At 62.1% G+C, this 23,780-nt stretch carries 23 protein-coding genes and 1 pseudogene; 11 read left to right on the top strand and 13 right to left on the bottom strand.

Going from position 1 to position 23,780, the window contains the following annotated elements; translation table 11 throughout:
* Positions 1-43 precede the first annotated feature (43 nt).
* Positions 44-1,264: a pyridoxal-phosphate-dependent aminotransferase family protein gene (locus BWP39_RS27760; RefSeq protein WP_096725426.1), complete on the bottom strand. Its 1,221-nt coding sequence runs from the start codon at positions 1,262-1,264 to the stop codon at positions 44-46.
* Positions 1,265-1,426: 162 nt separating this feature from the next.
* On the opposite strand from BWP39_RS27760, the gene BWP39_RS27755 reads away from it, so the two are divergent.
* On the top strand, positions 1,427-2,152 hold the full coding sequence (locus BWP39_RS27755) for a GntR family transcriptional regulator (RefSeq protein WP_096725425.1): 726 nt from the start codon (positions 1,427-1,429) through the stop codon (positions 2,150-2,152).
* A 19-nt stretch (positions 2,153-2,171) separates the two neighbouring features.
* Here BWP39_RS27755 and BWP39_RS27750 read toward each other — a convergent pair whose 3' ends face one another.
* The gene (locus tag BWP39_RS27750) at positions 2,172-2,888 is read right to left on the bottom strand and encodes a FadR/GntR family transcriptional regulator (protein ID WP_207557143.1); all 717 of its coding nucleotides are present in this window, start codon (positions 2,886-2,888) and stop codon (positions 2,172-2,174) included.
* A 139-nt stretch (positions 2,889-3,027) separates the two neighbouring features.
* Between BWP39_RS27750 and BWP39_RS27745 the strand changes: the two genes are divergently transcribed.
* Genes BWP39_RS27745 through BWP39_RS27735 form a run of 3 tightly spaced genes read left to right on the top strand, consistent with a single transcriptional unit; the run spans position 3,028 to position 5,962 of the window.
* The gene (locus BWP39_RS27745; RefSeq protein ID WP_096725424.1) at positions 3,028-3,834 is read left to right on the top strand and encodes a (Fe-S)-binding protein; all 807 of its coding nucleotides are present in this window, start codon (positions 3,028-3,030) and stop codon (positions 3,832-3,834) included.
* The gene (locus BWP39_RS27740) at positions 3,831-4,520 is read left to right on the top strand and encodes a LutC/YkgG family protein (protein ID WP_096725423.1); all 690 of its coding nucleotides are present in this window, start codon (positions 3,831-3,833) and stop codon (positions 4,518-4,520) included. The genes BWP39_RS27745 and BWP39_RS27740 overlap by 4 nt, the downstream gene beginning before the upstream one ends.
* Entirely contained in the window at positions 4,517-5,962 is a 1,446-nt protein-coding gene (locus BWP39_RS27735) for a LutB/LldF family L-lactate oxidation iron-sulfur protein (protein WP_096725422.1), read from the top strand. Before BWP39_RS27740 ends, BWP39_RS27735 begins: the two co-directional genes overlap by 4 nt.
* A 74-nt stretch (positions 5,963-6,036) precedes the next feature.
* On the opposite strand, the gene BWP39_RS27730 is transcribed toward BWP39_RS27735, so the two are convergent.
* On the bottom strand, positions 6,037-6,720 hold the full coding sequence (locus tag BWP39_RS27730) for a haloacid dehalogenase type II (RefSeq protein ID WP_096725421.1): 684 nt from the start codon (positions 6,718-6,720) through the stop codon (positions 6,037-6,039).
* A 42-nt stretch (positions 6,721-6,762) separates the two neighbouring features.
* Positions 6,763-7,395, bottom strand: coding sequence for a CGNR zinc finger domain-containing protein (locus BWP39_RS27725; RefSeq protein ID WP_096725420.1), 633 nt, complete (start codon positions 7,393-7,395; stop codon positions 6,763-6,765).
* A 134-nt stretch (positions 7,396-7,529) separates the two neighbouring features.
* On the opposite strand from BWP39_RS27725, the gene BWP39_RS27720 reads away from it, so the two are divergent.
* Positions 7,530-8,225 carry an alpha/beta hydrolase gene (locus BWP39_RS27720; protein ID WP_096725419.1) on the top strand — a complete coding sequence of 232 codons (696 nt, stop codon included), beginning with the start codon at positions 7,530-7,532 and terminating at the stop codon, positions 8,223-8,225.
* Positions 8,226-8,304: 79 nt separating this feature from the next.
* Positions 8,305-9,075, top strand: a complete 771-nt coding sequence (locus tag BWP39_RS27715; RefSeq protein ID WP_096725418.1) for an SDR family oxidoreductase — start codon at positions 8,305-8,307, stop codon at positions 9,073-9,075.
* 3 nt (positions 9,076-9,078) lie between these two features.
* Here BWP39_RS27715 and BWP39_RS27710 read toward each other — a convergent pair whose 3' ends face one another.
* The 4 genes from BWP39_RS27710 to BWP39_RS27695 all read right to left on the bottom strand — a co-directional run bounded on the left by BWP39_RS27710 (position 9,079) and on the right by BWP39_RS27695 (position 12,551).
* Entirely contained in the window at positions 9,079-9,417 is a 339-nt protein-coding gene (locus BWP39_RS27710) for a DMT family transporter (RefSeq protein WP_096725417.1), read from the bottom strand.
* 131 nt (positions 9,418-9,548) lie between these two features.
* Entirely contained in the window at positions 9,549-10,754 is a 1,206-nt protein-coding gene (locus BWP39_RS27705) for a porin (protein ID WP_096725416.1), read from the bottom strand.
* A gap of 37 nt (positions 10,755-10,791) precedes the next feature.
* Positions 10,792-12,273 (bottom strand): sodium:solute symporter family protein, encoded by a 1,482-nt coding sequence (locus BWP39_RS27700; protein WP_096725415.1) that lies wholly within the window; start codon positions 12,271-12,273, stop codon positions 10,792-10,794.
* A complete protein-coding gene (locus BWP39_RS27695; protein ID WP_096725414.1) occupies positions 12,270-12,551 on the bottom strand; it encodes a DUF3311 domain-containing protein in 282 nt (93 codons plus the stop codon). Before BWP39_RS27695 ends, BWP39_RS27700 begins: the two co-directional genes overlap by 4 nt.
* Positions 12,552-12,809: 258 nt before the next feature.
* Between BWP39_RS27695 and BWP39_RS27690 the strand changes: the two genes are divergently transcribed.
* The 4 genes from BWP39_RS27690 to BWP39_RS27675 all read left to right on the top strand — a co-directional run bounded on the left by BWP39_RS27690 (position 12,810) and on the right by BWP39_RS27675 (position 15,648).
* Positions 12,810-13,346 carry a cupin domain-containing protein gene (locus BWP39_RS27690; RefSeq protein WP_091012209.1) on the top strand — a complete coding sequence of 179 codons (537 nt, stop codon included), beginning with the start codon at positions 12,810-12,812 and terminating at the stop codon, positions 13,344-13,346.
* Positions 13,347-13,350: 4 nt separating this feature from the next.
* Positions 13,351-13,716 carry a TIGR04076 family protein gene (locus BWP39_RS27685; protein ID WP_096725413.1) on the top strand — a complete coding sequence of 122 codons (366 nt, stop codon included), beginning with the start codon at positions 13,351-13,353 and terminating at the stop codon, positions 13,714-13,716.
* Complete coding sequence (locus BWP39_RS27680) at positions 13,713-14,768, top strand: aldo/keto reductase (RefSeq protein WP_207557142.1); 1,056 nt, start codon at positions 13,713-13,715, stop codon at positions 14,766-14,768. The genes BWP39_RS27685 and BWP39_RS27680 overlap by 4 nt, the downstream gene beginning before the upstream one ends.
* A gap of 70 nt (positions 14,769-14,838) precedes the next feature.
* Complete coding sequence (locus tag BWP39_RS27675) at positions 14,839-15,648, top strand: DUF72 domain-containing protein (protein ID WP_096725412.1); 810 nt, start codon at positions 14,839-14,841, stop codon at positions 15,646-15,648.
* Positions 15,649-15,666: 18 nt separating this feature from the next.
* Here BWP39_RS27675 and BWP39_RS27670 read toward each other — a convergent pair whose 3' ends face one another.
* The 5 genes and pseudogenes from BWP39_RS27670 to BWP39_RS27650 form a co-directional block, all read right to left on the bottom strand.
* Positions 15,667-16,422: an ROK family protein gene (locus BWP39_RS27670; protein WP_235851520.1), complete on the bottom strand. Its 756-nt coding sequence runs from the start codon at positions 16,420-16,422 to the stop codon at positions 15,667-15,669.
* Between the two features lie 199 nt (positions 16,423-16,621).
* Complete coding sequence (gene zwf / locus BWP39_RS27665) at positions 16,622-18,163, bottom strand: glucose-6-phosphate dehydrogenase (RefSeq protein WP_096725410.1); 1,542 nt, start codon at positions 18,161-18,163, stop codon at positions 16,622-16,624.
* A gap of 126 nt (positions 18,164-18,289) precedes the next feature.
* Positions 18,290-21,022 carry an MGH1-like glycoside hydrolase domain-containing protein gene (locus BWP39_RS27660; protein WP_096725409.1) on the bottom strand — a complete coding sequence of 911 codons (2,733 nt, stop codon included), beginning with the start codon at positions 21,020-21,022 and terminating at the stop codon, positions 18,290-18,292.
* Between the two features lie 99 nt (positions 21,023-21,121).
* Positions 21,122-23,092, bottom strand: coding sequence for an amylo-alpha-1,6-glucosidase (locus BWP39_RS27655; protein ID WP_096725408.1), 1,971 nt, complete (start codon positions 23,090-23,092; stop codon positions 21,122-21,124).
* Positions 23,089-23,226, bottom strand: a pseudogene (locus tag BWP39_RS27650) (nitroreductase); the annotation flags it as partial. The pseudogene BWP39_RS27650 and the gene BWP39_RS27655, both read right to left, overlap by 4 nt.
* 175 nt (positions 23,227-23,401) lie before the next feature.
* Between BWP39_RS27650 and BWP39_RS31625 the strand changes: the two are divergent.
* Positions 23,402-23,773, top strand: coding sequence for a hypothetical protein (locus BWP39_RS31625; protein WP_133116954.1), 372 nt, complete (start codon positions 23,402-23,404; stop codon positions 23,771-23,773).
* Positions 23,774-23,780 lie beyond the last annotated feature (7 nt).

Raw genomic sequence — 23,780 nt, 5'->3', positions numbered from 1 at the left:
TCGATCTGATGCGGGCCTGGCCGAAAACCCGCACGACGACGCGTCAAGCCGCCGCTTTCAAACCCGCCGCATGCGCTTGCCCGGTCAGCCACGCCATCGCTGCGGGCAAACCGCTCGCAGCGAGCGGCACACCGGCTAGCTGCAATCCCATCTCGCAGCCGGCAAGCGTCGCCAGCAGCGTGAGGTCGTTGCAGTCGCCGAGATGACCGATGCGGAACATGCGGCCTTTCATCTTGCCGAGGCCCGTGCCAAGCGACATGTCGAAGCGCTCATAGATGAGCTTGCGTACGGCGTCCGCATCGATGCCATCGGGCATCATCACGCCGGTCAGCACCGGGCTGTACACCGCGGGGTCCGCACATTGAATCTCGAGGCCCCACGCGCGAACTGCACGGCGGCACGCTTCGGCAAGCCGTGCGTGACGCGCGAACACGTTGTCGAGCCCTTCGTCGAGGATCATGTCGAGCGCTTCGGACAGGCCGTACAACAGGTTCGTATTCGGCGTGTACGGCCAGTAGCCCGTCTTGTTCATCTCGACGATCTCGGTCCAGTCCCAGAAGCTGCGCGGCAACTTTGCCTCGCGGCTCGCAGCGATGGCCTTCGGCGAGAGTGCGTTGAAGCTGATGCCCGGCGGCAGCATCAAGCCCTTTTGCGAGCCCGACACCGTGACGTCGACGCCCCATTCGTCATGGCGATAATCGGCGCACGCGAGACCCGAGATCGTATCGACGAGCAGCAACGCCGGGTGGCCCGCTGCATCGATTGCGTGGCGCACCGCCGCGATATCCGACGTCACGCCCGTCGAGGTTTCGTTGTGCACGACGCAAACAGCCTTGATTGAATGCTGTGTGTCTTCACGCAGGCGCGCTTCGATCATCTGCGGCTGCACGCCGCGCCGCCAGCCCTCGACGCCCGGCAAACCGATGAACTCCGGCTTCAGGCCCAGGCTCTCGGCCATCTTCTTCCACAGCGTCGCGAAGTGACCGGTCTCGAACATCAGCACGGCGTCGCCGGGACTCAGTGTGTTCGACAGCGCCGCCTCCCATGCGCCAGTGCCCGACGCCGGGTAGATCACAACCGGCTGCTGCGTCTTGAAGATCTGCTTGATGCCGGCCAGCACCTTCAGACCGAGCGCGCCGAACTCCGGACCGCGGTGGTCGATGGTGGGATAGCTCATCGCCCGCAGAATCCGGTCGGGCACCGGGCTCGGCCCTGGAATCTGCAGAAAGTGGCGGCCGGCGGGGTGAAAGTCCAGTTTCAGCATGCGATTTCCTTGAGTTGAATTTTGCATGCAAAAAACTATATCAAACGAATGTGCTCGTACCCAAGGTCAAAGTAGCCAGGGTATACGCCCGCCATTGCTCATGCTTACTTATTTCCACGCCTTTCGCTAAAATGACGCGAAACTAAGGTTGGAGATTTTTGTATGCAAAATTCGGACTTTGACGCGCAACTTGCCGGTGCGACGCGGATGCCGAAGGTGGAGCGTCAGCGGCTCCACGACACGGTCGTCGAGCACATCCGCCGCTTTATCGTCGAGGGTGTGCTGGAGCCGGGCAAGAAGCTGAACGAGCGCGAGCTGTGCGAAACGCTCGGCATTTCGCGCACTCCACTGCGTGAAGCGCTGAAGGTGCTTGCCGCCGAAGGGCTGATCGATATCGAACCGAATCGCGGCGCATCGGTATCGAAGATGTCGGAAGCGGAACTGCGCGAAACCTTCGAACTGATGAGCGGGCTCGAAGCGTTCTCGGGCGAACTCGCGTGCGAGCGGATCACAGCCGTCGAACTCGCGGAGATCAAGGCGCTGCACTACGCGATGCTCGCGTGTCGCGCACAGAACGATCTGCCGGGCTACTACAGCCGCAACCAGGCAATCCACGAAAAGATCAACGAAGCCGCGCGCAACACCGCGCTGCGGCAAACCTATATCGCCGTGAACCGGCGCCTGCAGGCGCTGCGGTTTCGCTCGAACTACCAGATTCCGAAGTGGGACCGCGCGATTCATGACCACGACGAAATGCTGAAGGCGCTCGAAGCGCGCGACGGCAAGCGGCTTGCTGCGATCCTGCGCCAGCATCTGCTCGACAAGCGCGATGCGGTGCTGCAACTTCAGTCCAGTGAGAATGCAGCGGGCTCGTCGTTGCAGGCTTGAATGCTGCGCAGGTTAGCGCTCACTCGTCGTCTTCATCGGTCCTGCTGCGCACGTAGTCGATGTGCGCCTGCATCGCGGTGCGCGCCTCTTCGGGGCGTCGCGCGCGAATCGCCTCGCACAACGTGCGATGCTGCAACAGCAGCAACGTCGACGCCTCCTCATCACGCTCGCGCAACCCCGTGCCACTGATCGCAATGTGTTCGCGCAGCATGCCGATCACGCTCGCATGCAGATGCAGGAACATCGTGTTGTGCGACGCGTGGGCAATCGCTTCGTGAAGCTGGGCGTCGGCGACGGCTTCGGCGGATTTATCGTCGGTGCGCCTTGCGCGCTCCAGTTCGCGCATCTGCGCACCGATGCGTTTCAGGTCTGCTGCATCCGCGCGTTGTGCCGCAAAGTAAGCGGTCGCCCCTTCCAGCACGCGCCGGAATTCGAGAATGTCGTCACGCAACGCCGGATGATCCGCTACCAGTTGGCCCCATGGCGATGCGATGCCCGTGCGCAGTTTGTCCGTGACGAACACGCCCGCGCCGTGCCTGCTCTGCAGCAGGCCGCGCGCCGCCAGCCGCTGGATCGCCTCGCGCACCGTGTTGCGCGCTACGTCGTACTGCTCGGCCAGCACACGCTCGGCGGGAAGCCGCATGCCCGCGCTCCACGTGCCGTCGAGCAACGCGGTTTCGAGCCGGCGCATCACGGCTTCGACGCGGCCTCGCGTGGGCGTGCCTGGCGCTTTCATCGCTGCCTCTCCATCTTGTGTGTTTGTGCGCAGTGGTCCAACCAATTTGAACCCGCGCGAGGAAGCTGGGATTATGCGCCGATCGATGCGGCCGCCGATACACATGCGACGCCGCTGCGTGTAATACGGAGCGTTCCCCATGCACGACCGGCACTATCCCTCGACGCGGCCCGACCACGTCTATCTGTTCGCGACCTGTCTCGTGGACATGTTCGTCCCGCAAGCCGGGCTCGATGCCGTCAAGCTACTTGAACGCGAAGGGCTGACGGTCCACTTCCCGCGTGCGCAAAGTTGCTGTGGGCAACCGGCCTACAGCAGCGGTAATCCGGAGCAGGCGCAAGCGGTTGCGCGCGCGCAGCTCGACCTGTTTAGCGAACCATGGCCGATCGTCGTGCCGTCCGGTTCGTGCGCGGGCATGATGCGCCATCACTGGCCGCTGCTGTTCGAGCACGACGTCGATGCGCGGAAGAAAGCGCAGGCACTGGCGGGGCGTGTCTACGAACTGAGTGAATTCCTGTTGCGCGTATTGAACGTGCGGTTCGATCGCGTAACCACCGCTGCGGCTGCGTTGCCCACGGAAAACGTGGTGCTGCATACGTCCTGCGCTGCGCGCCGCGAAATGGGTACGCGTGTGCATGGCGTCGAACTGCTCGACGCGTTGCCCGGCGTGACGCGAATCGAACACGTGCGCGAGTCGGAATGCTGCGGCTTTGGCGGTACGTTCTCACTGAAACATCCCGACATCTCCGGTGCGATGGTGCGCGACAAGGTCGCTTCCGCGTGCGCGACCGGGTGCGACCGGCTCGTATCGGCGGATTGCGGTTGTCTGCTGAACATCGGGCACGCTGCGGCTCATCAGCAGGCGCCATTGCCGGTCGAGCATCTCGCAACTTTCTTGTGGCGACGCACCGGTGGTGATCGTGTGAGTGAAGGAGAGTCCGCATGAACGCACGCGAACGGATGCTCGGCCGATTGCGCGCTGCGCCGCCTGCGGCCGCAGTAGCAATCGACGACCTAGATCAACGCATTGACGCTCACTACGCCGCCCGACATGCACGCGAACCGCGCTCTGTGCAGGCACAGATCGAATCGATGCAGGCGGCGCTGACGGCCGCGCATGCCGAGGTGTGGTGTGCGGATGCCGCGTCGTGGGCGGTCGGACTCGCCGACCGGCTCGCCGCCGCTGGCGTACACCAGTTGCTGCTCGACCCCAGCACGCGCGAAGGCGCCGCCTTGACTCGTGCGCTACCTCCGTCTGTCGCAGCACGCGCCTATACGCAACCAATCGAAACATGGAAGGCCGAACTGTTCGACACCGTCGACGCCGGCTTCACGGTCGCGCGCTCCGGGCTCGCGGCAACCGGCACGCTGGTGCTGGCACCCGATGCCGGCACGCCGCGCACCGTCTCGCTCGCACCGCCGCTGCATGTCGCGCTCGTCTACGCGCATACACTGCACGCGGATCTGCACGCGGCGGCGAAAGCCGAACGCTGGCGCGATGGCATGCCGACCAACCTGGTGCTGGTGTCAGGCCCGTCGAAGACCTCCGATATCCAGCAGACACTTGCCTACGGCGCGCATGGTCCACGGTGTGTGTGGGTCATCATCGTGACCGACGGAGCCAACCGATGAGCGCCCAGCCCCTGCACTTCGTCCCCACCGCCGATTTCAAAACCCGCGCCCGCGCCGCACTCGACGACCCGAAGTTGCGCAACAGCTTCCGCGGTGCGATGGACTTCCTGCAACAGAAGCGCGCCGTCCAGTTTCCCGACGACGCCGAACTCGAAGCGCTACGCGATCTTGGCGAAGCGGTACGCCAGCACGCACTCGCGCGGCTGCCGGAATTGCTGGTCCAGCTCGAAGAGAACCTCACCGCAGCAGGCGCGCAGGTCCACTGGGCCGAAACTGCCGAAGAAGCGAATGAGATCATCCATCGCATCGCGCAATCGCGTGAGGCGCGGCGCGTGATCAAGGGCAAGTCGATGGCGAGCGAGGAGATCGAGCTCAACCACTACCTGGCTGAGCGCGGCATCGAATGCATCGAGTCGGATATGGGCGAGTACATCGTCCAGCTCGCTGGCGAGAAGCCGTCGCATATCGTGATGCCCGCGATACACAAGACGCGCGGTGACATCGCCACGCTATTCGAGCAGCACATCCCCGACACGCCCTACACCGAAGATGTCGATGAGCTGATCCAGACCGGTCGGCGCGCGCTGCGCCATGCGTTCGTCGATGCCGACATCGGGCTGTCGGGTGTGAATTTCGCCGCCGCCGACACGGGCACGCTGTGGCTCGTCGAGAACGAAGGCAACGGCCGCCTGTCGACGACGGTACCCGACGTACACATAGCAATCATGGGCATGGAGAAGGTGGTCGCGAAGCTCGAACACATCGTGCCACTGTCGAGTCTGCTGACACGCTCGGCGACCGGTCAGGCGATCACCACCTACTTCAATCTCATCTCGGGACCGCGCCGCGCAGGCGAACTTGACGGCCCGCGCGAGATGCACGTCGTGTTGCTCGACAACGGTCGCACCCAGGCTTATGCGGACACACAACTGCGCGCGACGCTGCAATGCATTCGCTGCGGCGCGTGCATGAACCACTGCCCGGTGTACACGCGGATCGGCGGCCATGCGTACGGCACGACCTATCCAGGTCCGATCGGCAAGATCATTTCGCCGCATCTGCTTGGCCTCGATGCAACCGCCGATCTACCTACTGCTTCGAGCCTGTGCGGCGCCTGTGGTGAAGTGTGTCCGGTGCGCATTCCGATTCCGCAACTGCTGATCCGTCTGCGCACCGAAGCGAATCGCTCGCCGGATGAGGCGGTGGCTCATCCGCTGCGCGGTCAGGGAGCGAACTTCAGTCGCCGCGAGCATATCGTCTGGCGTTTCTGGAGTGGCGCGTTTGCGCATCCGCGTGTGTATCGGGTGTTTCGCTGGGCTGCTACGCGGCTGCGTGCGTTGACGCCCGCGAAGCAAATGGGTTGGACCCAGCATCGGATGCCGCTTAAGCCTGCGGCACGCAGTCTCGCGGATTTGTTGCGTGAGCGGGGGCAGGCGGAGTAGTTTTCATCTCCGCGAAAACCGGTCGCGACGTTGTCGCGCGATGACTGACATGCGACACCGACCACGCATGTCGGTCACCTATCGGCCGCATCGAACAACTGCACGATCTCATCCACCCCACCCAACTCCCAGTCCGGCCTCTGCCCCATCTCTTCGAAGACGTTGTCAGCACGATTGATCCAGCAGGTCGGAAAACCGAAATAGCGTGCCCCAGTGGCATCCCAAGCATTCGACGATACAAACAGAATGGCGGTGCGGTTAACACCGAAAGCCTGCTCCGCCAAGGTGTAAACGCGGTCGTCCGGTTTGTAGATGCGCAGCGGATCGACGCTAAGCAGATGATCGAATGCGTCACGAAGCCCGGCATGATCGACCACCGCACCGATCGAATGCGGCGAACCATTCGACAGCACCGCAAGCTTCAAGCCACGCTGCCGCAGTTTACGCAGCGCATCAGGCACCTCGGCGAACGGTTTTAACCGCAAATAGGCATCGCACAACGCATCGCGCGTAACGTCATCGAGCGCAAGCCCAAGATGCCTGCACGTAAAACGCAGCGCATCTTCGGTTGCCTGTTCGAACGTTACGTAGCGGTTCATCAAACTGCGCAGCCACGTGTATTCGAGTTGCTTCTGCCGCCATAGCGCGCTGATTTCACGTCCACGGCCCGGAAACCGTTCATTGCACTGCTCGGCAACCGAATGGACATCGAACAACGTTCCGTACAGATCAAATGCAATCGCACGAATGTGCTTCATCTCACTCCTCCTCGATCACTCACCACCGATATCACCGATGCTTCAACTGGCCGCCTGCTCCTTGAGCCGCCGCCGGTGCGCCGCCACCTTCGCACGGTTACCGCAGATCGCCATGCTGCACCAGCGGCGCGCGTGGCCGCGCGTGTGATCGGCAAACATCAAGGTGCATCTCGGACCTTCGCACGCCTTGACCTGCGTGAAATCTTCGTCAGAGACAAGTTTTGCCATGGCCTCGGCGAGCGGCATCAGCAGCGACTGCGCCGAATGCCAGCGACGACTCTCGCGAAACTCGAACACGGTCTCATCATCACGTTCGCTGGTGACGATTTCGCTATATCGCTCGTCGCGTTCGAGTAACTGGTTGAGCGGTTCGAGTTCGCGCAGGTTTTTCGCGCTCAACGGCTTTCCCTTCCGCTTCTGGACGAATTCCCTGAACCACTCGCGCAGGCCGCGCGCCTGAGCCGCGATCTCGTCGAGCTCGATGGCCGTCGACTGAGTCCGCATCGCCTCCAGCACCGCACGCGGCACCATCCCCGCCTGGTCCAGCCAGGCCAGCAAGCCCTCTCCATCGCTGATCCAGTCGACTTCCTCATCTACCGGCGTGGCCACCGAATTGAGGAAATCAAGACCTGGCGCATCGGCCACGAATATCGCGGGAATCTGTCGGTAGTTCATATCTCGGACGAGTGTGAAGTGATGATTACATATCGTAACCATCAAAATTGTCCTTGACAAGTTACATCTCCATTTTGTAACCTTTAAAACAACACCAAATAGGTTACACAAGAATCTTTCAAAGGAGCATAGAAATGAGTTCTGACAGCGTGAGCGCAGTGCTGGTACACGGCGCATGGGCGGACGGTTCGAGCTGGAGCAAGGTGATCGATCGTCTGGCGGCACGCGGCATCCGTGCGATCGCGGCGCCATTGCCGCTCACGTCGCTCGATGACGACGTGGCCGCGCTTGAAAGAACACTCGAGCGGATCGAAGGTCCGGTGGTACTGGCGGGCCACGCGTATGCCGGCGCTGTCATCGGTTCGACACGCGCCGCAAATGTCAGGGCTTTGGTTTACGTCGCCGCGCTCGCGCCTGATGAAGGCGAGACGGCCGGTGACGTGTTCTATCGCGGCGAAACGCATCCGCAGGCGCCGAAGCTGGCGCCGGATTCTCACGGCCTGATCTGGTTGCCGGAGGACGCATTTGCGCAGGCGTTTGCGCAGAATGCGACGCTGCAGGAGCTGACCGTGCTCGCCGCAGTTCAGCGACCTATTGCGGTTGCTTCGATTGGCAAAGCGGTCGCACGGCCGCTCTGGAAAGACCTGCCGTCCTGGTTCCTCGTAGCCGGGCAGGACCGGATGATCAACCCCGACACGCAGCATTTCACGGCCAGCCGGATGAAGGCGAGCGTGCGTTCTTTCGACGTCGATCACACGCCGAGCGTCACGGCTCCCGATGCGGCGACCGACATCATCGTTGAAGCAGTTCAGTCGGTGTCCACGCGTTAACCGCGCCGACGGTTGCTCGTCCATGCAGTAGCCCTCATCCGTCAGATCGATATTCATCATTGAGCCAGGGAGAAACGAAATGTCCACGAAAGTAGCCATCGTCACAGGTGCGAGCCAGGGTATTGGACGCTCGACGGCAATCAGACTGGCACGCGACTTCACGTCGATCGTGCTGGTTGCACGCAATCGCGAGAACCTCGAACAGACCGCTGCGGAAGTCACAAAAGCAGGGGCTACGCCGCTTTTGATCGACGCCGACCTCTCCGAGCCCGAAGTGGCGCAGGACGTGGTCAAGCAAACGCTCGCCACGTTTGGGCGGATCGACGCGTTGCTCAACATTGCGGGCGCGGTGCCGCAGATCGACGTGTTCGATATGACCGACGAGCAATGGGACAAGGGCCTCGCACTGAAACTCCACGGTGCGCGCCGGTTGACGATCGCAGCGTGGCCGTCGTTGAAAGAATCGTCGGGATCGGTCGTACTGATGTCGGGGAATTCGGCGTTGTTTCCGAAGGCGCCCTATGCGGCCGTCGGCACGATTAACGCGGCAATCGTGGCGCTGGCCAAAGCGTTTTCGGACCGCGGTATTGCCGATGGCGTGCAGGTCAACAGCGTATTGCCCGGCCCGGTGATGACCGGTCGGCGGCAATCGTATCTAGAGCATTGGGCACCGTTGCACAACATGACGGTCGAAGAAGCGACCGCCAGGTTTCCTGTTGAGGCCGGCATCTCGCGATACGGCACACCTGAGGAAATTGCCGAGCTGATGGCATTCATCGTGTCGCCAGCAGCGCGCTGGATGACGGGATCGACATTGAGAATGGACGGCGGGGAAGTCAAATCGATCTGAGCTTCACGAACCGTTGCCGCTGAGATTAAGCAAAACGATCCCGCATATGGCGGTACCGATTCCGATTGCTTTGACGAGACTCAGCGCTTCCCCGAACCACACGATTCCGATCACCGCTGTCAAGGCAGCACTACTGCCCGCCCAGGCCGCATACGCCATGCCCATTTCGATTCGCTTTGTCGCGAGCGCCATGAGCCAGACGGCAGTCGCATAGCACACGACGGTCAATAGCGAAGGAAGTAAGCGCGTAAAGCCGAAGGAGAGATTGAGCGCCGCGGTACCCAGAGATTCGGCGGCAACGCTTGCGGCAAGAAGAGCCCAGGCGATCTGAGTGGTGAGCATATCCAGCCCTCGCGAGCCGAACGTTTATACCGAACGTTCAGCGAGCGGGAATGGATAGCGGTACCCGTGAGGCGCTCAAAATAGCATCTCGCGCGGGGCGTTGCAACCTGGGGCCCGCTGCATGCATCACGCTAGAACGCGTGATACATCCCGACCGACATCAGCAGTTGTTTCGAGCTGCTCGAGTCGTAACCGGCGCCCGCAATCTCAGCAATCGCTGCCCGCCCCGCTACTGCGCCGTTCGCGCCGAGCACGGGTGCAATGCCATCGCCGCCCGCCTTCTGGAAGATCGCAATGGCGTACAGACTCGTGCGTTTTGACAGCGCGTAGTTCACACCCAGATTGATCTGCTGAAAATCCGGCTTCAGGTTCTGGTAATCGGCCTTTCCTGCGTTGTAAATGTATGCGGCGCCTAGCAGCAATTCCGGCGTCACCTTGAAGGTCGCGCTGGCTTCATAGGCATCCATCTTGAAGTCGTTGCCGTTGCCCGCGCCCGCGAAACCATTGACGACAAAGTACTGGCTGTTCTCAAGGTCGGTGTGCGAGTAGTTCAGTGCGAAGGTTGCGGGGCCGAGCGCATACGAACCACCCACCGTGAACACCTTCATCGCATTGGCCTCCTGCAGTCCGACGTAGTTGTTCAGCGAGCCGACGTAGTTGCCATTCGACGCGTACACGCCGCCTGTGCCGCCCGCGGTGGTTGCAGGATTCTGGATGTCGAGATACCCGGCTGCCACAGAGAACGGCCCGTGTGTATAGGCGGCTGCCAGCGACCACACGCGATTCGTCGAGAAATCGCCCGCCACGCCGCCGAAGCTGAACATCCCTTCCACATGCAGACCGCCCCAAGTCGGGCTCACATACTTGACGGCGTTGTTGATCCGGATCGACTGATTCAGGTTATCGAGGTCGCCGAAATGCGACCCGTAGCCCGTCGCGAAGTTGTTGCTCGAAGGAAAGTAGCCGACTGTCAGCGACGGGGGATCGTACTGACGTCCCAGCGTGACGGTGCCCCACCGGTCGTTGCTTAAGCCCACGAATGCCTGTCTGCCGAACTCCGTGCCGCCTTGTCCGAGCCTGCCGCTCTGAATGTTGAAACCGTTCTCGAGCGTGAAGATTGCCGACGTACCACCACCGAGGTCTTCTTTGCCCTTGAGTCCCCACAGGTTGCAGCTCGGCGGTCCACAGGTGTCCGACTCGACTACGCGACCTTTACCTGTATTGTTGACGACAGTAATGCCCGCATCGACAAGTCCGTATAGCGTCACGCTGCTCTGGGCTTCGGCTAACGCAGGTAGTGCCAGGAGCGCAGCAACGCAGAGGCTGCTCTTTTTCATCGGGATCTCCAGAGTGTGGGCATGACTATTCACGTGCTTACTTGTTTGCAAGCGCTTCAACCGCTACCCCGAGCGACACCGCGTGTCGCGTCGGCCGCGGCGTAGCCAGACTGACGAGCACGACCGTCACCGCGTTAATCGCCATCGCAATCAGTCCCGGCTCGCATTGAGGCGCAATCGCGGCCCAGTAGTGCGCGGCGAATGGCGCAAGCAGCGCAACGAAACCGGCGACGAGCCCCGCAAGCACACCGATCGCAGTTGTCCGCTTCCACAGAAAACCCAGGAAAACAGCGGGTGCAAGCATTCCGATGGCCGAATACGCATCGAGCAGAATCTTGACGAGCGAACCCTTCTGGCTGATCGACAACCAGACGGCAATCGCCGCAAATACGATCAACGATCCGCGGGATATCAGCAATGAAGTGCGGTCCTTGAGACCAGGAAGAAACGGTGCGACGACGTTGCGGCTAAAGATCGAGCCAGCCGTCAACAGAAGCAGTGCCCCGGGCGCGAGCGCCAGCAGAAATCCGGTCCCCGCCACAAGCCCTATGACAGGTGCGGAATAACGCTCCGAAATGAATTGCAGCAACGCCGCGTTCAGATTGTTCCCCGGAGGATGCGTACCCGCGAGCAGCGCCGCAAAGCCAAGCAGGACGATGAAGAAGTACGCGAGCGAATAAAGCGGTTGCCAGATCGCATTACGCCGGATCGCAGTCGCGCTTTGCGCCGTGTACGACATCTGGAACAGATGTGGAAACACCCAGTTTCCCAGCGCTATGTTGATCGACGACGTCATCAACCAGATCGCGGTGGTAGGCGACGAAGGATCCAGGCCCGGAAATCTGCCGATGCCCGGATGCTGTACTTCTGCCATGTGAAAAATATCGAGCATCGATGCGGCGCCGACTTTGCCCGCCACCGTCGCACTGAGCAGCACGACAACGACGATCATCAGCACATCCTTAACGCCCGCTGCAAACGCTGCGGAGCGAATCCCCGCGACGAATACGAACGCGATCATCAGCAAGCCGGCGATCAGCGTAGCGGCCTGGATCGAGATCAGATCGTCCAGCGTCAACTGAACGATCAAACCAAGGCTGACCAGTTGAATCTGCACATAGACGATCAGCGAAGCAATACCGATCACACCGGTCAGCACACCAAGCCAGGTCGCGTCGTAACGCGCCGCAAAGAAATCCGCCTGCGTGACGAGTTGCCGCGTACGCCCCGCGCGCCAGATCTTCGGCATCAGCCAGTAGCCGATCGCGTAGCTCATCGACACCGAACAGAACGCCAGGTAAGCCGGTGCACCCAACGCCCACGCATAACCGGAAATGCCGAGCACGGCGAAGGTTGTGTAGACCTCGCCCGCATTCATGAACCAGAAGATGAGCGCGCCGAGACTGCGACCGCCTACCGCCCAGTCCGAAAACGTGTGCCCCTTGCGGGTACGCCGACCGTAGCTGACCGCTCCGGCTACCGTCCCGAGCAGAATCACCACGACGATGACGAGCTTCATCGTGGGTCTCCTCTCGAGGAAACCTGGGTCGAGGCGATAAAGGCGTCCTCCTCGCGCTCGACGCCGTGCGCGCGATCGAGGCGGAACACTACTGCGATCAACACACTGGTCAACACAATTCCCGCGAGCTGCCACAGCATCGGAAAAGGCAAGCCGAACGGCGACCACAACACACCGTTGATGGCCGGCGCGAGACCGGCCTGCCAGATAAACGGCACGACCAGCAACCATCGATACGCATGACGGCCGGTGCCACCCGCCGCAGGATCTTGTGCCACAGCGCCTTCTCCTTGTGAAGTTACACTGCACTACTCGATACGAAGTGTGCACCCGGGTTGCACAACATTTCAAGCTGGTCAAAAATAACTTCGAATCGATATGGATAAGGAAAACCCTGGAATTTTGCGGTATTTCATGAAATATAGGGATTGCCACCAACACGCAGGCGCCTCCGCTCCGCGACATTGACGGTGCATTTCTGTGCGCCTATACTGCACATCAATGTTCGATGCAGCTGTACAAGCCGAGGTTAAAAATTGATCGGTGAACGACTCAAGGAATTGCGAACCGCACGCGGCATGTCGTTGCGCCAGCTGGCGAGTCTCGCGGACGTTTCGCCTACCCTGCTAAGCCAGATCGAGCGGTCGGTCACCGACCCGAGTCTCGAAACGATGCGGCGTCTGGCCGGAGTATTTGGAGAATCGGTGGCCTCGCTATTTGCCGGAACCGTGACGTCTTCGGTCTGGATCAGCCGGCCGGGCAACCGCTCACGGCTGATCGCACCGAAGGGACGCGTCGGCTACGAACGGCTGACCGCCGGCAACGGGCAACTCGAAGTGCTGCGTGCCGTATTGCAGCCAGGCGAAATCTCCGCGGATGAGCCGCGCAGCCATGCATCCTCGGAGTGCGTGTACGTCATCGCGGGCGAGTTGATTGCGCAGATCGATGGCATCGAATACCCAGTGGCCGCCGGCGAAAGCATTTCGTTCGATTCGCGCTTACCGCACCGGTATCGCAACGGCTCTACTGCGCCGACCGAAATCATCCTGTCAGTCACGCCACCGAACCCCTAAGCCCATGACTTCCGATACCCAACACGAGCACTCGTTCGAGCTTTACGACCTGCGCGTCGAAGTCGTCGCTCCTGAAGGTGCGAAGCTCTATTGCGGCGCGCGCGTCGGCGACTACTTCGAGCTGCGCGGCGAAATGCTGCACCTGCCGCCTGGCCAGGCGTTTTCGATCTACTCGCTAGCGGCACTCCTGCCGCTTCTGCCTGCCAAGCAGCGCGCGACCGATCCGCACGACTGGATGTCGACGGATGCCGAAGTAGCGTGCCCCGATCCCAATTGCCCCTCGCGCTTTCGCGTTACCCGGCTCAGCAAACGCCGCTTCCGGCATGCGGACACGACCGCGGTCAAACTCGCTGACAAGGACCCTGAATGACACAGATGGAGCGCGTCGAACTGGCGCCCGGCTATTCGGTTTCGCGCATTTTCAAAGGCGGCTGGCAACTGGCTGGTGACCATGGCAGCGTGGATCGTGCGGCGGCAATCGCTGACATGGGCGCGTACTACGACGCAGGCATTACCGCATTCGACTGTGCCGATATCTACACGGGCGTCGAAGAGATGATCGGCGAGTTCCGCGACGATTACCGCAATCGCCGGGGCGCAGATAGCCTTGCCCAATTGAAGATCCACACGAAGTTCGTACCCGATCTGTCTTCGCTCAAGACAATCGGCCGGCCGCTCGTCGAACAAACCATCGACCGCTCGCTATCGCGACTGCGCGTCGAGCGGCTGGACCTCGTGCAGTTCCACTGGTGGGACTATTCGGTGCCGCGTTACCTCGAGGTTGCGCACTGGCTGCGCGAATTGCAGCAAGCGGGCAAGATCGACCGGGTGAGCGGCACTAACTTCGATACGCAGCGCACGAAGGAACTCGTCGAATCAGGTGTTGAACTGACGAGCATGCAGGTGCAGTACTCGCTGCTGGATCGGCGTCCCGCGCAGCAACTCAGTACCTATGCACGCGAGCACGGCATGCATCTGTTTTGCTACGGCACGGTAGCGGGCGGCTTTCTTTCCGGGCGATGGCTCGGTGCGGCGGAGCCGGGACGCGACATACCGAATCGCTCACTCATCAAGTACAAGCTGATCATCGACGATTTCGGCGGCTGGGATATTTTCCAGGCGCTGCTGCAGATGCTCGACAAGATCGCGTCCAGACATGGCGTATCGATTGCCACGATCGCGACGCGCTGGGTGCTCGATCAGGAGCAGGTCGCGGGCGCGATCGTCGGTGTGCGTCGCGGCGATCATCTGCCCGAGCATCTGAAGGTGATGGCGGTCGAACTGGATGAGCAGGATCGGGCGGCAATTGCGCACGTGCTTGCGCAAAGTTCAACCATCGACGGTGATGTGTATAGCGTCGAGCGCGATATTCAGGGGCGGCACGGCGCGATCATGAAGTACGAGTTGAATGGTGCTACGTAAATCATAGGTAACTGCCCGCGCCAATTCGCTAAACTTGCCAGAGCACCGAACCCACCCGGAGACGTCACTCATGGCAACCAGACAAGCGCGCATTCTCACCGGCATCGGCGGCTGGACGTTCGAACCATGGCGCGGCGGCACGTTCTATCCGGAAGGACTCACACAGAAACGCGAGCTCGAATATGCGAGCCGCAAGCTGACGTCGATCGAGATCAACGGCACGTTTTATGGTTCGCAGAAACCATCGACGTTCGCCAGATGGCGCGACGAAACGCCAGACGATTTCGTGTTTTCGTTAAAGGCGCCGCGCTACGCGACGCATCGTCGGGTACTGGCGGAAGCGGGTGAATCGGTCGAGCGTTTCATTGCCAGCGGCATACTCGAACTGCAGGACAAACTCGGCGCGGTGAACTGGCAATTCCCGACAACCAAGCAATTCGACGCGGAAGATTTCGACGCCTTCCTGCAATTGCTGCCGAAACGCGCCGAAGGCCGCGCGCTGCGCCATGCCGTCGAAGTCCGTCACGAGAGCTTTCGGTGCGATGAATTTGTCGCGCTCGCGCGTCAACACGGCGTCGCAATCGTGGCTGCAGGCGATTCGGATTATCCGCAGATCGCCGATGTCAGCGCACCGTTCGTCTACGCGCGAATCATGGGCACGTCCGAAGCACATCCACAAGGTTACGATGCGCGCACACTCGATCTGTGGGCTTCGCGTGCGCGTACGTGGTCGAAAGGCGACACACCGGATGGGCTCGACACGTTCGGCAAGAAGCCGGCCGCACAAACGGCGCGTGACGTGTACCTGTATGTGATCAGCGGCTATAAGGCGAGCAACCCGGCCGCTGCGATCGCATTGATCGAGCGGCTGGCGGGTTGATGATTCGAAACGGAACGGCTAGCTAAACGCGCCGGTGCGCTGGTTCGCTTCCGGCAGTTGCCGCGACTCACGCAGCGAGCGCGGATGCCAGAGCTTCGCACCGCCCTCGATACCCGCATCGTTGGAAACAACGGCGACGTTCGACGGCAACGTGAACTTGAGGCGCGCGGCGTTGCCACCGCCAATCCACAGCTTGTCGTAGTTCACGACCACCGCGAGGATGCGAATGATCCGCTGCACCCGCTTGTTCCATTCCTTGTTGCCCGCCTTCTTGCGCGCCGCGTCGCCGATGTACTCGTCGTAGGTGCGACCCTTGCTGACCGGGTGTTGCGAGAGTTCGAGATGCGGCATCAGTTCGCCGTCGCGAAAGAATGCCGTGCCCGCGCCGGTGCCGAGCGTCAGAACAAGCTCGATGCCGTGGCCCTCGATCGCGGCGAATCCCTGCACCTCCGCATCGTTGATCATCCGCACCGGCAGGTCACCGAGTCGCGATGCAAGCGCACTGGCAAGCGGAATGTCATGCCAGCCTTCCACGCCGAAATGCGGCGCCGTCAGGATGCGGTTGTTACGCACGAAACCCGGAAAGCCGATCGAGATCTGCGTCGGCGGATGCTGGGCGACGATCGGTGCAACCAGCGCCACGAGTGCATCGACGAGTTGCCCCGGCGTGCACGGATGCGGCGTCGCGACGCGCACACGTTCGGTCAGCATCTTGCCGTGCGCATCGAGGATCGCTGCCTTGAGCCCGGTCCCGCCGATGTCGATCGCGAGAATCTGCTCGGGTTTCTTGCCGCGCTTTACCGCAGCCGTCTTGCGCGCCGCACGCGGTTTCGCGCTGGAAGCGGGCTTCGCTTTTGTCGTGGTGGTCTTTGCCTTGCGAGTCGTCACGCTGTTTCCCCTGTCAGTTGAGTGGGTTCGCCTGCTTTAATCGATCCGAGCGCTTCACTTCTTCGGTTGAGTTTACGGGTTGGGTCTACACGAGCGGTCGCCATGCGTGACCATCGCGTGCGAGCATCGCATCGCTTTCCGCCGGTCCTTCGCTGCCTGCCGCATACCCATGCACGGGCACTGCGCCGCCCTTCGGATGCAATACGTCTTCCACCACGGCCCAACTCGTCTCGATGCTGTCCGCACGCTGGAACAGCGTCTCGTCGCCGAGCATGCAGTCGTATAGCAGCGTTTCATAACCGACGTTCGCGCGTTCCGCGAAGAAGTTGCTGTAATCGAACGACGATTGCACCGCGCCAAGCTGCATCACCGGGCCCGGCACTTTTACGTTGAAGTCGAAGGTGGTGCCGTGCGCGGGGTCGATGCGCAGCGTCAATACGTTCGGCACGAGTTGATCGACGGGTGTGTCTCTAAAGAGGCGGTACGGCACCGCTTTGAGCTGCACGGAGATTTCCGTGCGACGCAGCTTGAGGCGCTTGCCCGTGCGCAGATAGAACGGCACGCCGGCCCAGCGCCAGTTATCGATGAAGACACGTGCGGCTGCATAGGTTTCGGTGGTGCTGTTGGGCGCGACGTCCTGCTCTTCGCGATACCCGACGCCCGCTGGGCCTTTTTCGTACTGGCCAAACACGACGTCATCGGGATGCAGCGGTTTCATCGCGTCGAAGATATCGGCCTTCTTGTTGCGCACGCTTTCGGCATCGAAGGAATTGGGCGGCTCCATCGCGACCATGCCAAGCAGCTGGAACAGGTGATTGGGCAGCATGTCGCGAAACGCGCCAGTCTGCTCGTAGAACTGGCCGCGCGCTTCGACGCCGATCGTTTCCGCCGCGGTGATCTGCACCTGATCGATATACTCGCGCCGCCAGATCGGCTCAAACAGCGCATTCGCGAAACGCACCGCGAGGATGCTCTGCACCGTGTCCTTGCCGAGAAAGTGATCGATGCGGTAGATCTGCGATTCCTGCGCATACGTGAGGATGTGCGCGTTGAGATCGCGCGCCGAGGCGAGATCGGTGCCGAACGGCTTCTCGATCACCACACGCCGGAACACGTTGTCACCTTCCTTCAGCAGACCAGCCTTACCGAGCCGTTCGACGATCGGTTTGAAAAAGCGCGAGCTGACGGCGAGATAGAAAATCACATTGCCGCCACCCGCGCTGTCGATCTGCTGTTTGAGCGCGTTGAACACATCGTCGGATTCGAACTCGCCCGCCATGTATTGCAGCCGCTGCGCGATCCAGTTCCACGCAGCATCGTCGAGCTTGCCTGCGTGGAAGGTGCTGGCCTTGTCGGCGGCGAACTGATCAAGCGACTGTTTCAGGTCTTTGGACCACGCCGCCGTTTCCATTTCGCCGTGATTCACCCCAACGATCTTCATCCCGCCATCGAGCAGGCCATCCACCGCCAGGTTGTAGAGCGCCGGCATCAGCAGCCGTTTGGTCAGATCCCCACCCGCGCCGAAGATGACCAGCGTGCAGGGCGGCGCGGGCCGTCGGCCGGCCGCGGCGGGTGGCGTCACGGCGTCAGTGGAGGAGGAAGCGGATGGGTTCGGAGTGGTCGTCATGGGAAGCGCCTGAAGAAGAGTCGGACGGGCAGCACAGGAAAGACAACCCCCGGACCCGCACAGTTCAAAACAATCCGCAAAACGTGCGGGCGTCAGCGTTCTGTCGCATCGCCGCCGCTCGCGTGCCTATTTCATGGCTACCGCCACATCGGCACCGGCCATCACCGGCAAACTGCCCGACGCAGCCGCTGCACGTGGTTGTAGCAATAACGCGACCAGCCCGCTCCAGCCGGTCTGATGCGATGCGCCCACGCCACGGCCGTTGTCGCCGTGAAAGTATTCGTGGAACAGCACGAGGTCCTGCGAACGCGGATCAGCTTCGAGCAGCGGGTACGCGCCCATCACCGGGCGCCGGCCGTCCTTGTTACGCAGGAACAGCGTCGTGATGCGGCGTGCGAGTTCGTCGGCGATTTCGCTCAGCGAGAATTTCTCGCCTGAACCGGTCGGATACTCGACGCGAAAATCGTCGCCGTAATAGCGATGGAATTCGTACAGCGACTCGATCAGCAGATAGTTGACCGGCATCCATACGGGTCCGCGCCAGTTGGAATTACCGCCAAACACACGCGAATCCGATTCGGCCGGTAGATACTTCGCACCGAAGCTCTGGCCGCCGTACTTGAACTCGAATGGCGCGTCACGATGCACACCCGACAGCGCACGCACGCCGTGATCGGACAGGAATTCGGTTTCGTCGAGCGTTCGGCGCAGCAGCGCCTTCATGCGGTGACCACGCAGCAACGACAGCAGCAGGCTGTTGCTCTTGCCAGGCTCGTCCCAGCGCGAGACGAGCCGCGCAAGATCGGGCCGGTGTTCGAGGAACCACACGAGCCGCGCGCGCAAGCCGGGTAGATCGCCGTGCAGCCGCTGCTCCAGCACGTGCACCGCGAACAGCGGGATCAGCCCGACAATCGAGCGGATGCGCAGCGGAATGCTGGTACCGTCGGGTAGCCGCAGTTTGTCGTAGAAGAATTCGTCGGCGGTGTCCCACAAGCCCGTCTCGGACTCGTCTTCGCAGCTGACCGCCTCGGCGATGTACAGGAAGTGCTCGAAGAACTTCACGCCGATGTCGACGAACACGTGGTTCGCTACGGCCAGTTCGAGCGCGATGCGCATCAGGTCGAGCGCATAAGCGGCCATCCACGCGGTACCGTCGGCCTGATCGAGATGGCCGCCGGTTGGCAGCGGCGCGGAACGATCGAAGATGCCGACGTTGTCGAGCCCGAGAAAACCGCCCTGAAAAATATTGCGGCCATCGGCGTCCTTGCGATTCACCCACCACGAGAAATTCAGCAGCAGCTTGTGGAACACCAGTTCGAGAAAGTCGCGGTCCGCCTTGCCCGTCAGCGCACGGTCGATTTCATAGACGCGCCACGCCGCCCACGCGTGCACCGGCGGATTCGCGTCGCCGAAAGCCCACTCGTAAGCGGGCAACTGTCCGTTCGGATGCTGGTAGCGGTCCTTCACGAGCAACAGCAACTGGCGCTTCGCAAACGCGGGGTCGATCAGCGCAAAGGCGGCTGCATGAAACGCGAGATCCCACGATGCGTACCACGGGTATTCCCACTTGTCCGGCATCGAGACGATGTCGGCGTTGCACAGATGGCGCCAGTCCGTATTGCGTCCGTGTTTGCGGCTCGCGGGCGGCGCGGGCTGCCCGGGGTCGCCTTCGAGCCAGCGTTGCACGTCGAACTGGTAGTACTGCTTCGACCACAGCATGCCCGCGAGCGCCTGGCGCTGCACGAGCCGTGCATCGGCATCGGCAATTTCATGTTGCAGCGCTGCGTAGAACGCGTCGGCCTCGGCGAGGCGTTGTGTGAACAGCGCATCGACGTCGAGCGGCGTGTCATCCGGTGCCGACTCCGGCCGCCAGCGCATGAACACGACCGCGCGACCGTGCGGCCCGAGTTCGAGCGGAACATGTGCCGCAGCGCGTGTGCCCGAATCGTTACGTACCGCATGCGTGTCGCCCTGCACGATCCAGTCGTTGAAACCGTCCTTGAACGGCCCCGTGCCTTCCGTGCCGAACAGGCGCTTCACATTGGTCTCGTTCTCGCAGAAGCGCCAGTCGGGTACCGCGCCGTCGGCGTCCTTCGCCCATGCGGTGACGACGATCGTGTCGTGCCCGTGCTGGCGCCCCGTCACCTGCACGTTGCCCTGCGCGTTCACGCTCTTGACCAGCGACGGTTTGTCCTGCTGCCCTTTCCACGACCATTTGTTGCGCGCCCAGATCTGCGGCAACAGATCGATCGAGGCTGCCTGATCCGCGCGGTTTTCGACTGTTACACGCATCACGATGTCGTCGGGGGTGTGCTTCGCGTACTCGACCTGCACGTCGAAGTAGCGGTCATCGTCGAACACACCGGTGTCGAGGATTTCGTACTCGGGCATGTCGGCGCCACGGCGCGCGTTTTCCTGAATCAGGTCATCGTAGGGAAACGCCGCGTGCGGGTACTTGTAGAGCATGCGCATGTACGAATGCGTCGGCGTGCCGTCGAGGTAGAAGTACAACTCCTTCACGTCCTCGCCGTGATTGCCCTGCGCGTTGGTGAGGCCGTACAGACGCTCCTTGAGAATCGGATCGCGACGGTTCCACAGCGCGAGCGAGACGCACCAGCTGAGCGTATCGTCGCCGAAGCCGGCGAGACCGTCCTCGCCCCAGCGGTATGCACGGCTGCGGGCGTGATCGTGTGGAAAGTAATCCCACGCCGTGCCGTTCTCGCTGTAGTCCTCGCGCACCGTGCCCCACTGGCGTTCGCTCAGATACGGGCCCCAGCGTTGCCAGCGCGGACAGTCGTGCGAATGCAGACGGGAGCCTTCGATAGTGTCGAGCAGATTGGCGGCGCGCAACGGTGGCATGGATATCCTCGTGCTAGGCCCGGACATCGGGACCCACATCGTAGCGCGGTTTGCCGGAAACCGCGTTTTTCCCGGACTCGGGCTCGCGCGCCGGCAATCCTATACGGGCGCCAGTAATTTTTCGAGCCGCAGCAGCTCGCCCATCGACCACGCCTGGAACGGAGCACCGCCAGGCGCATGCGGCGCATCGCCGTCGGCGACCTCGGACACATGATCGAGGCCTGCTTCGTCGAGATGCGCATGCAGCGGTGCAACAAAACCGGCATACGCCTCGGCCCGGCTGACGTCGGTCACGCCGTGCACGCGCAGCCACGCTTCGACGAACGGCCCGATCAGCCACGGCCACACCGTGCCCTGATGGTAGGCACCGTCGCGTGCGAGCGGATCGCCGGCATAGCGGCCGCGATAGGCCGGGTCGGTCGGTGCGAGCGTGCGCAGGCCGAGCGGTGTCAGCAGATGTGCTGCGACCTGGTCGACGACCGCGCGGGCCTCCGGTCCTTCGAGCAGCGCAAACGGCAAGCCGCCTACTGCGAAAATCTGGTTCGGCCGCAATGAACGGTCCACCGTGCCGGGAACGTGATCGACGTCGACGACATCGAACAGCGCGCCGCTCGCGGGATCGACGAAGCGCTGCGCGAATGCGGCGGTTGCGCTCGCGAGCAGCGACTGCCACTGCGGGTTCCACGCTGTTGCAATGCGCAACGCGTTGATCCACAGCGCCTGCACTTCCACCGGCTTGCCGATACGCGGCGTAACGACCCAGTCGCCGACCTTCGCATCCATCCACGTGAGTTGCACGCCGGGCACGCCGGCGCGCAACAGACCGTCGTGATCGGCCGCGATGTTGAAGCGCGTGCCGCGCGCGTAGCCGGTGAGGATCGCGTCCACGGTGTCTTGCAGACGCTGGCGCGTCGCCGCCGATGCAACGCCGGTCGCGAGATAGTCGTGCACCGCGACGACGAACCACAGCGACGCATCGACGGCGTTGTACTCCGGCGCGCTGCCGTAGTCGGGGAAACGGTTCGGCAGCATGCCTTCGGATAGCGTGCCGACCCATTCGAGCAGGATCGATTCGGCTTCCTGGTAGCGGCCGGTGGCGAGCAACAGGCCGCGCATCGAGATGAACGTGTCGCGGCCCCAGTCGGTGAACCACGGGAACCCGGCGACGATCGTGCGGCCGTCGTTGCGGGCGACCACGTAGACATCGGCGGATCGCTGTAGACGGGAGCTTGCGGCGGTGCGGCGGTGTTGTTCGGTGGTGGCGAGGGCATCGGCGTGCTGCGCTGCGGTTTGCGCAGTTTGCGTGAGCGGTAAAGCATTTGCAGCAGGCGCGGCCCGCAGGATCATCACCGCCGGACCGGCAGCCAGATCAAACGAGAACACACCCGGTGTCGCCAGGTCTTCGCTGAAGTCGAGCCCACGCTCCTGTTCGCGCAGGTAGCAGAAGTTGCGGTACCAGTCGGGCGCGTGCGCATACGTGCCGTTGCTCGACGCGATGGTTGCGGGCAGATCGCCGTACGGTTGCCAGGCGACCTGCTCGCCGTCTACGTGCGCCGCAAAATTGAACGCGGGGTTCTCATGGTGCAGTGCGTGATAGTCGCGGCCGGACAGCAGCGGTCTGACTTCGAGCCTTGCTACTCCCTGTGCAGGCGCGGCATCGGTCGATTCGAGTCGCCAGCGCAATACGGTCTCGCAGTTCGCCTTCGCGACGAATAGCTCGGCCACAACCGTCGTGCCTTCGTCGATACGGATACGCCACGTCGGCCACGGTTGCGTATCGAAACCGAGCAGGTTTGCCGTCATGTCTGGATAGACCACGTCGGAGCCGTAGCGCTGCATCGTCAGCGCGTGGCGCTGTCCGTTCACCTCGAGCCACGCTTCGACGCCGTTCACCAGCACCACGCGGCCGGACGGCGCCTGCGCAGCATCGCGCGCCGCGAGCAGCAGCGCGTGATAGCGGCGCGTGCGCGCGATGCCAACCGTGCCCGACGCGAAGCCACCGAGGCTATCTGCTTCGAGCCATTCATCCTGCAGGCGGTGTGCGTCGAAAGGCGAGGTGAACTGAGTCATGGAATGGCCGGAAGGTTGTCTGTAGCGCTCAGGAAATGGACGAAGCCATCGACCGGTTCGCGTGTGCTGACAAGACCGTTCTCCGGCTGCGACGGGTCAGCATAGCCGAGGCTCATGCCGCAAACCAGCATCTCAGTGGGCCATCGTGCAGCCATAACCCATCCTTCCCAAAACCTTACTCATTGCTTTCTAAACGCAGACGTTACGAGTAGTTACGAATCCCGCGCAAACGTTTCACAATTTTTTCTTCAATGCATTGGAGACTGCATGCGCACACCGCCTGTCTGCTTCAACCACAAGGATGCCCAGATGAACGGAGACGCTCTTTCGCGCGCAACCCTCGTTGCGCTCGCGCTCTTCGCGGCCGTCGCGTTGACTGCCTGCAGCCCCGACGATGCTGGCAGTGCGTCAGGCAATACGTCGGTCAACGCTGCTACTAACGTTGTGCCGCCCTCCACGCCTGCCAGAAACGATCCGCAGCAAACAACCGCAGCAGTTGCCGCAACGCCCGCCCCTGCTGCTCCAGCAAACTGGTCCACCACACTCGACGCACCACCACCCAGCAACAGTTCCAGCAACGACACCCCCAGCGCGATCCTCAGCGCGCAGGCAAGCCTCGCCGCAGACAGCAAACAGGTAACCCCCGTCATGCGCTTCGCGCCTGACGACAACAGCAATTGATCAGTAG

Origin of the sequence: Paraburkholderia acidicola, assembly GCF_002362315.1 — a bacterium.
GTDB lineage: Bacteria > Pseudomonadota > Gammaproteobacteria > Burkholderiales > Burkholderiaceae > Paraburkholderia > Paraburkholderia acidicola.
Note: the sequence above shows the minus strand (reverse complement) of the source record. Positions and strands in the feature narration are given on the sequence as shown.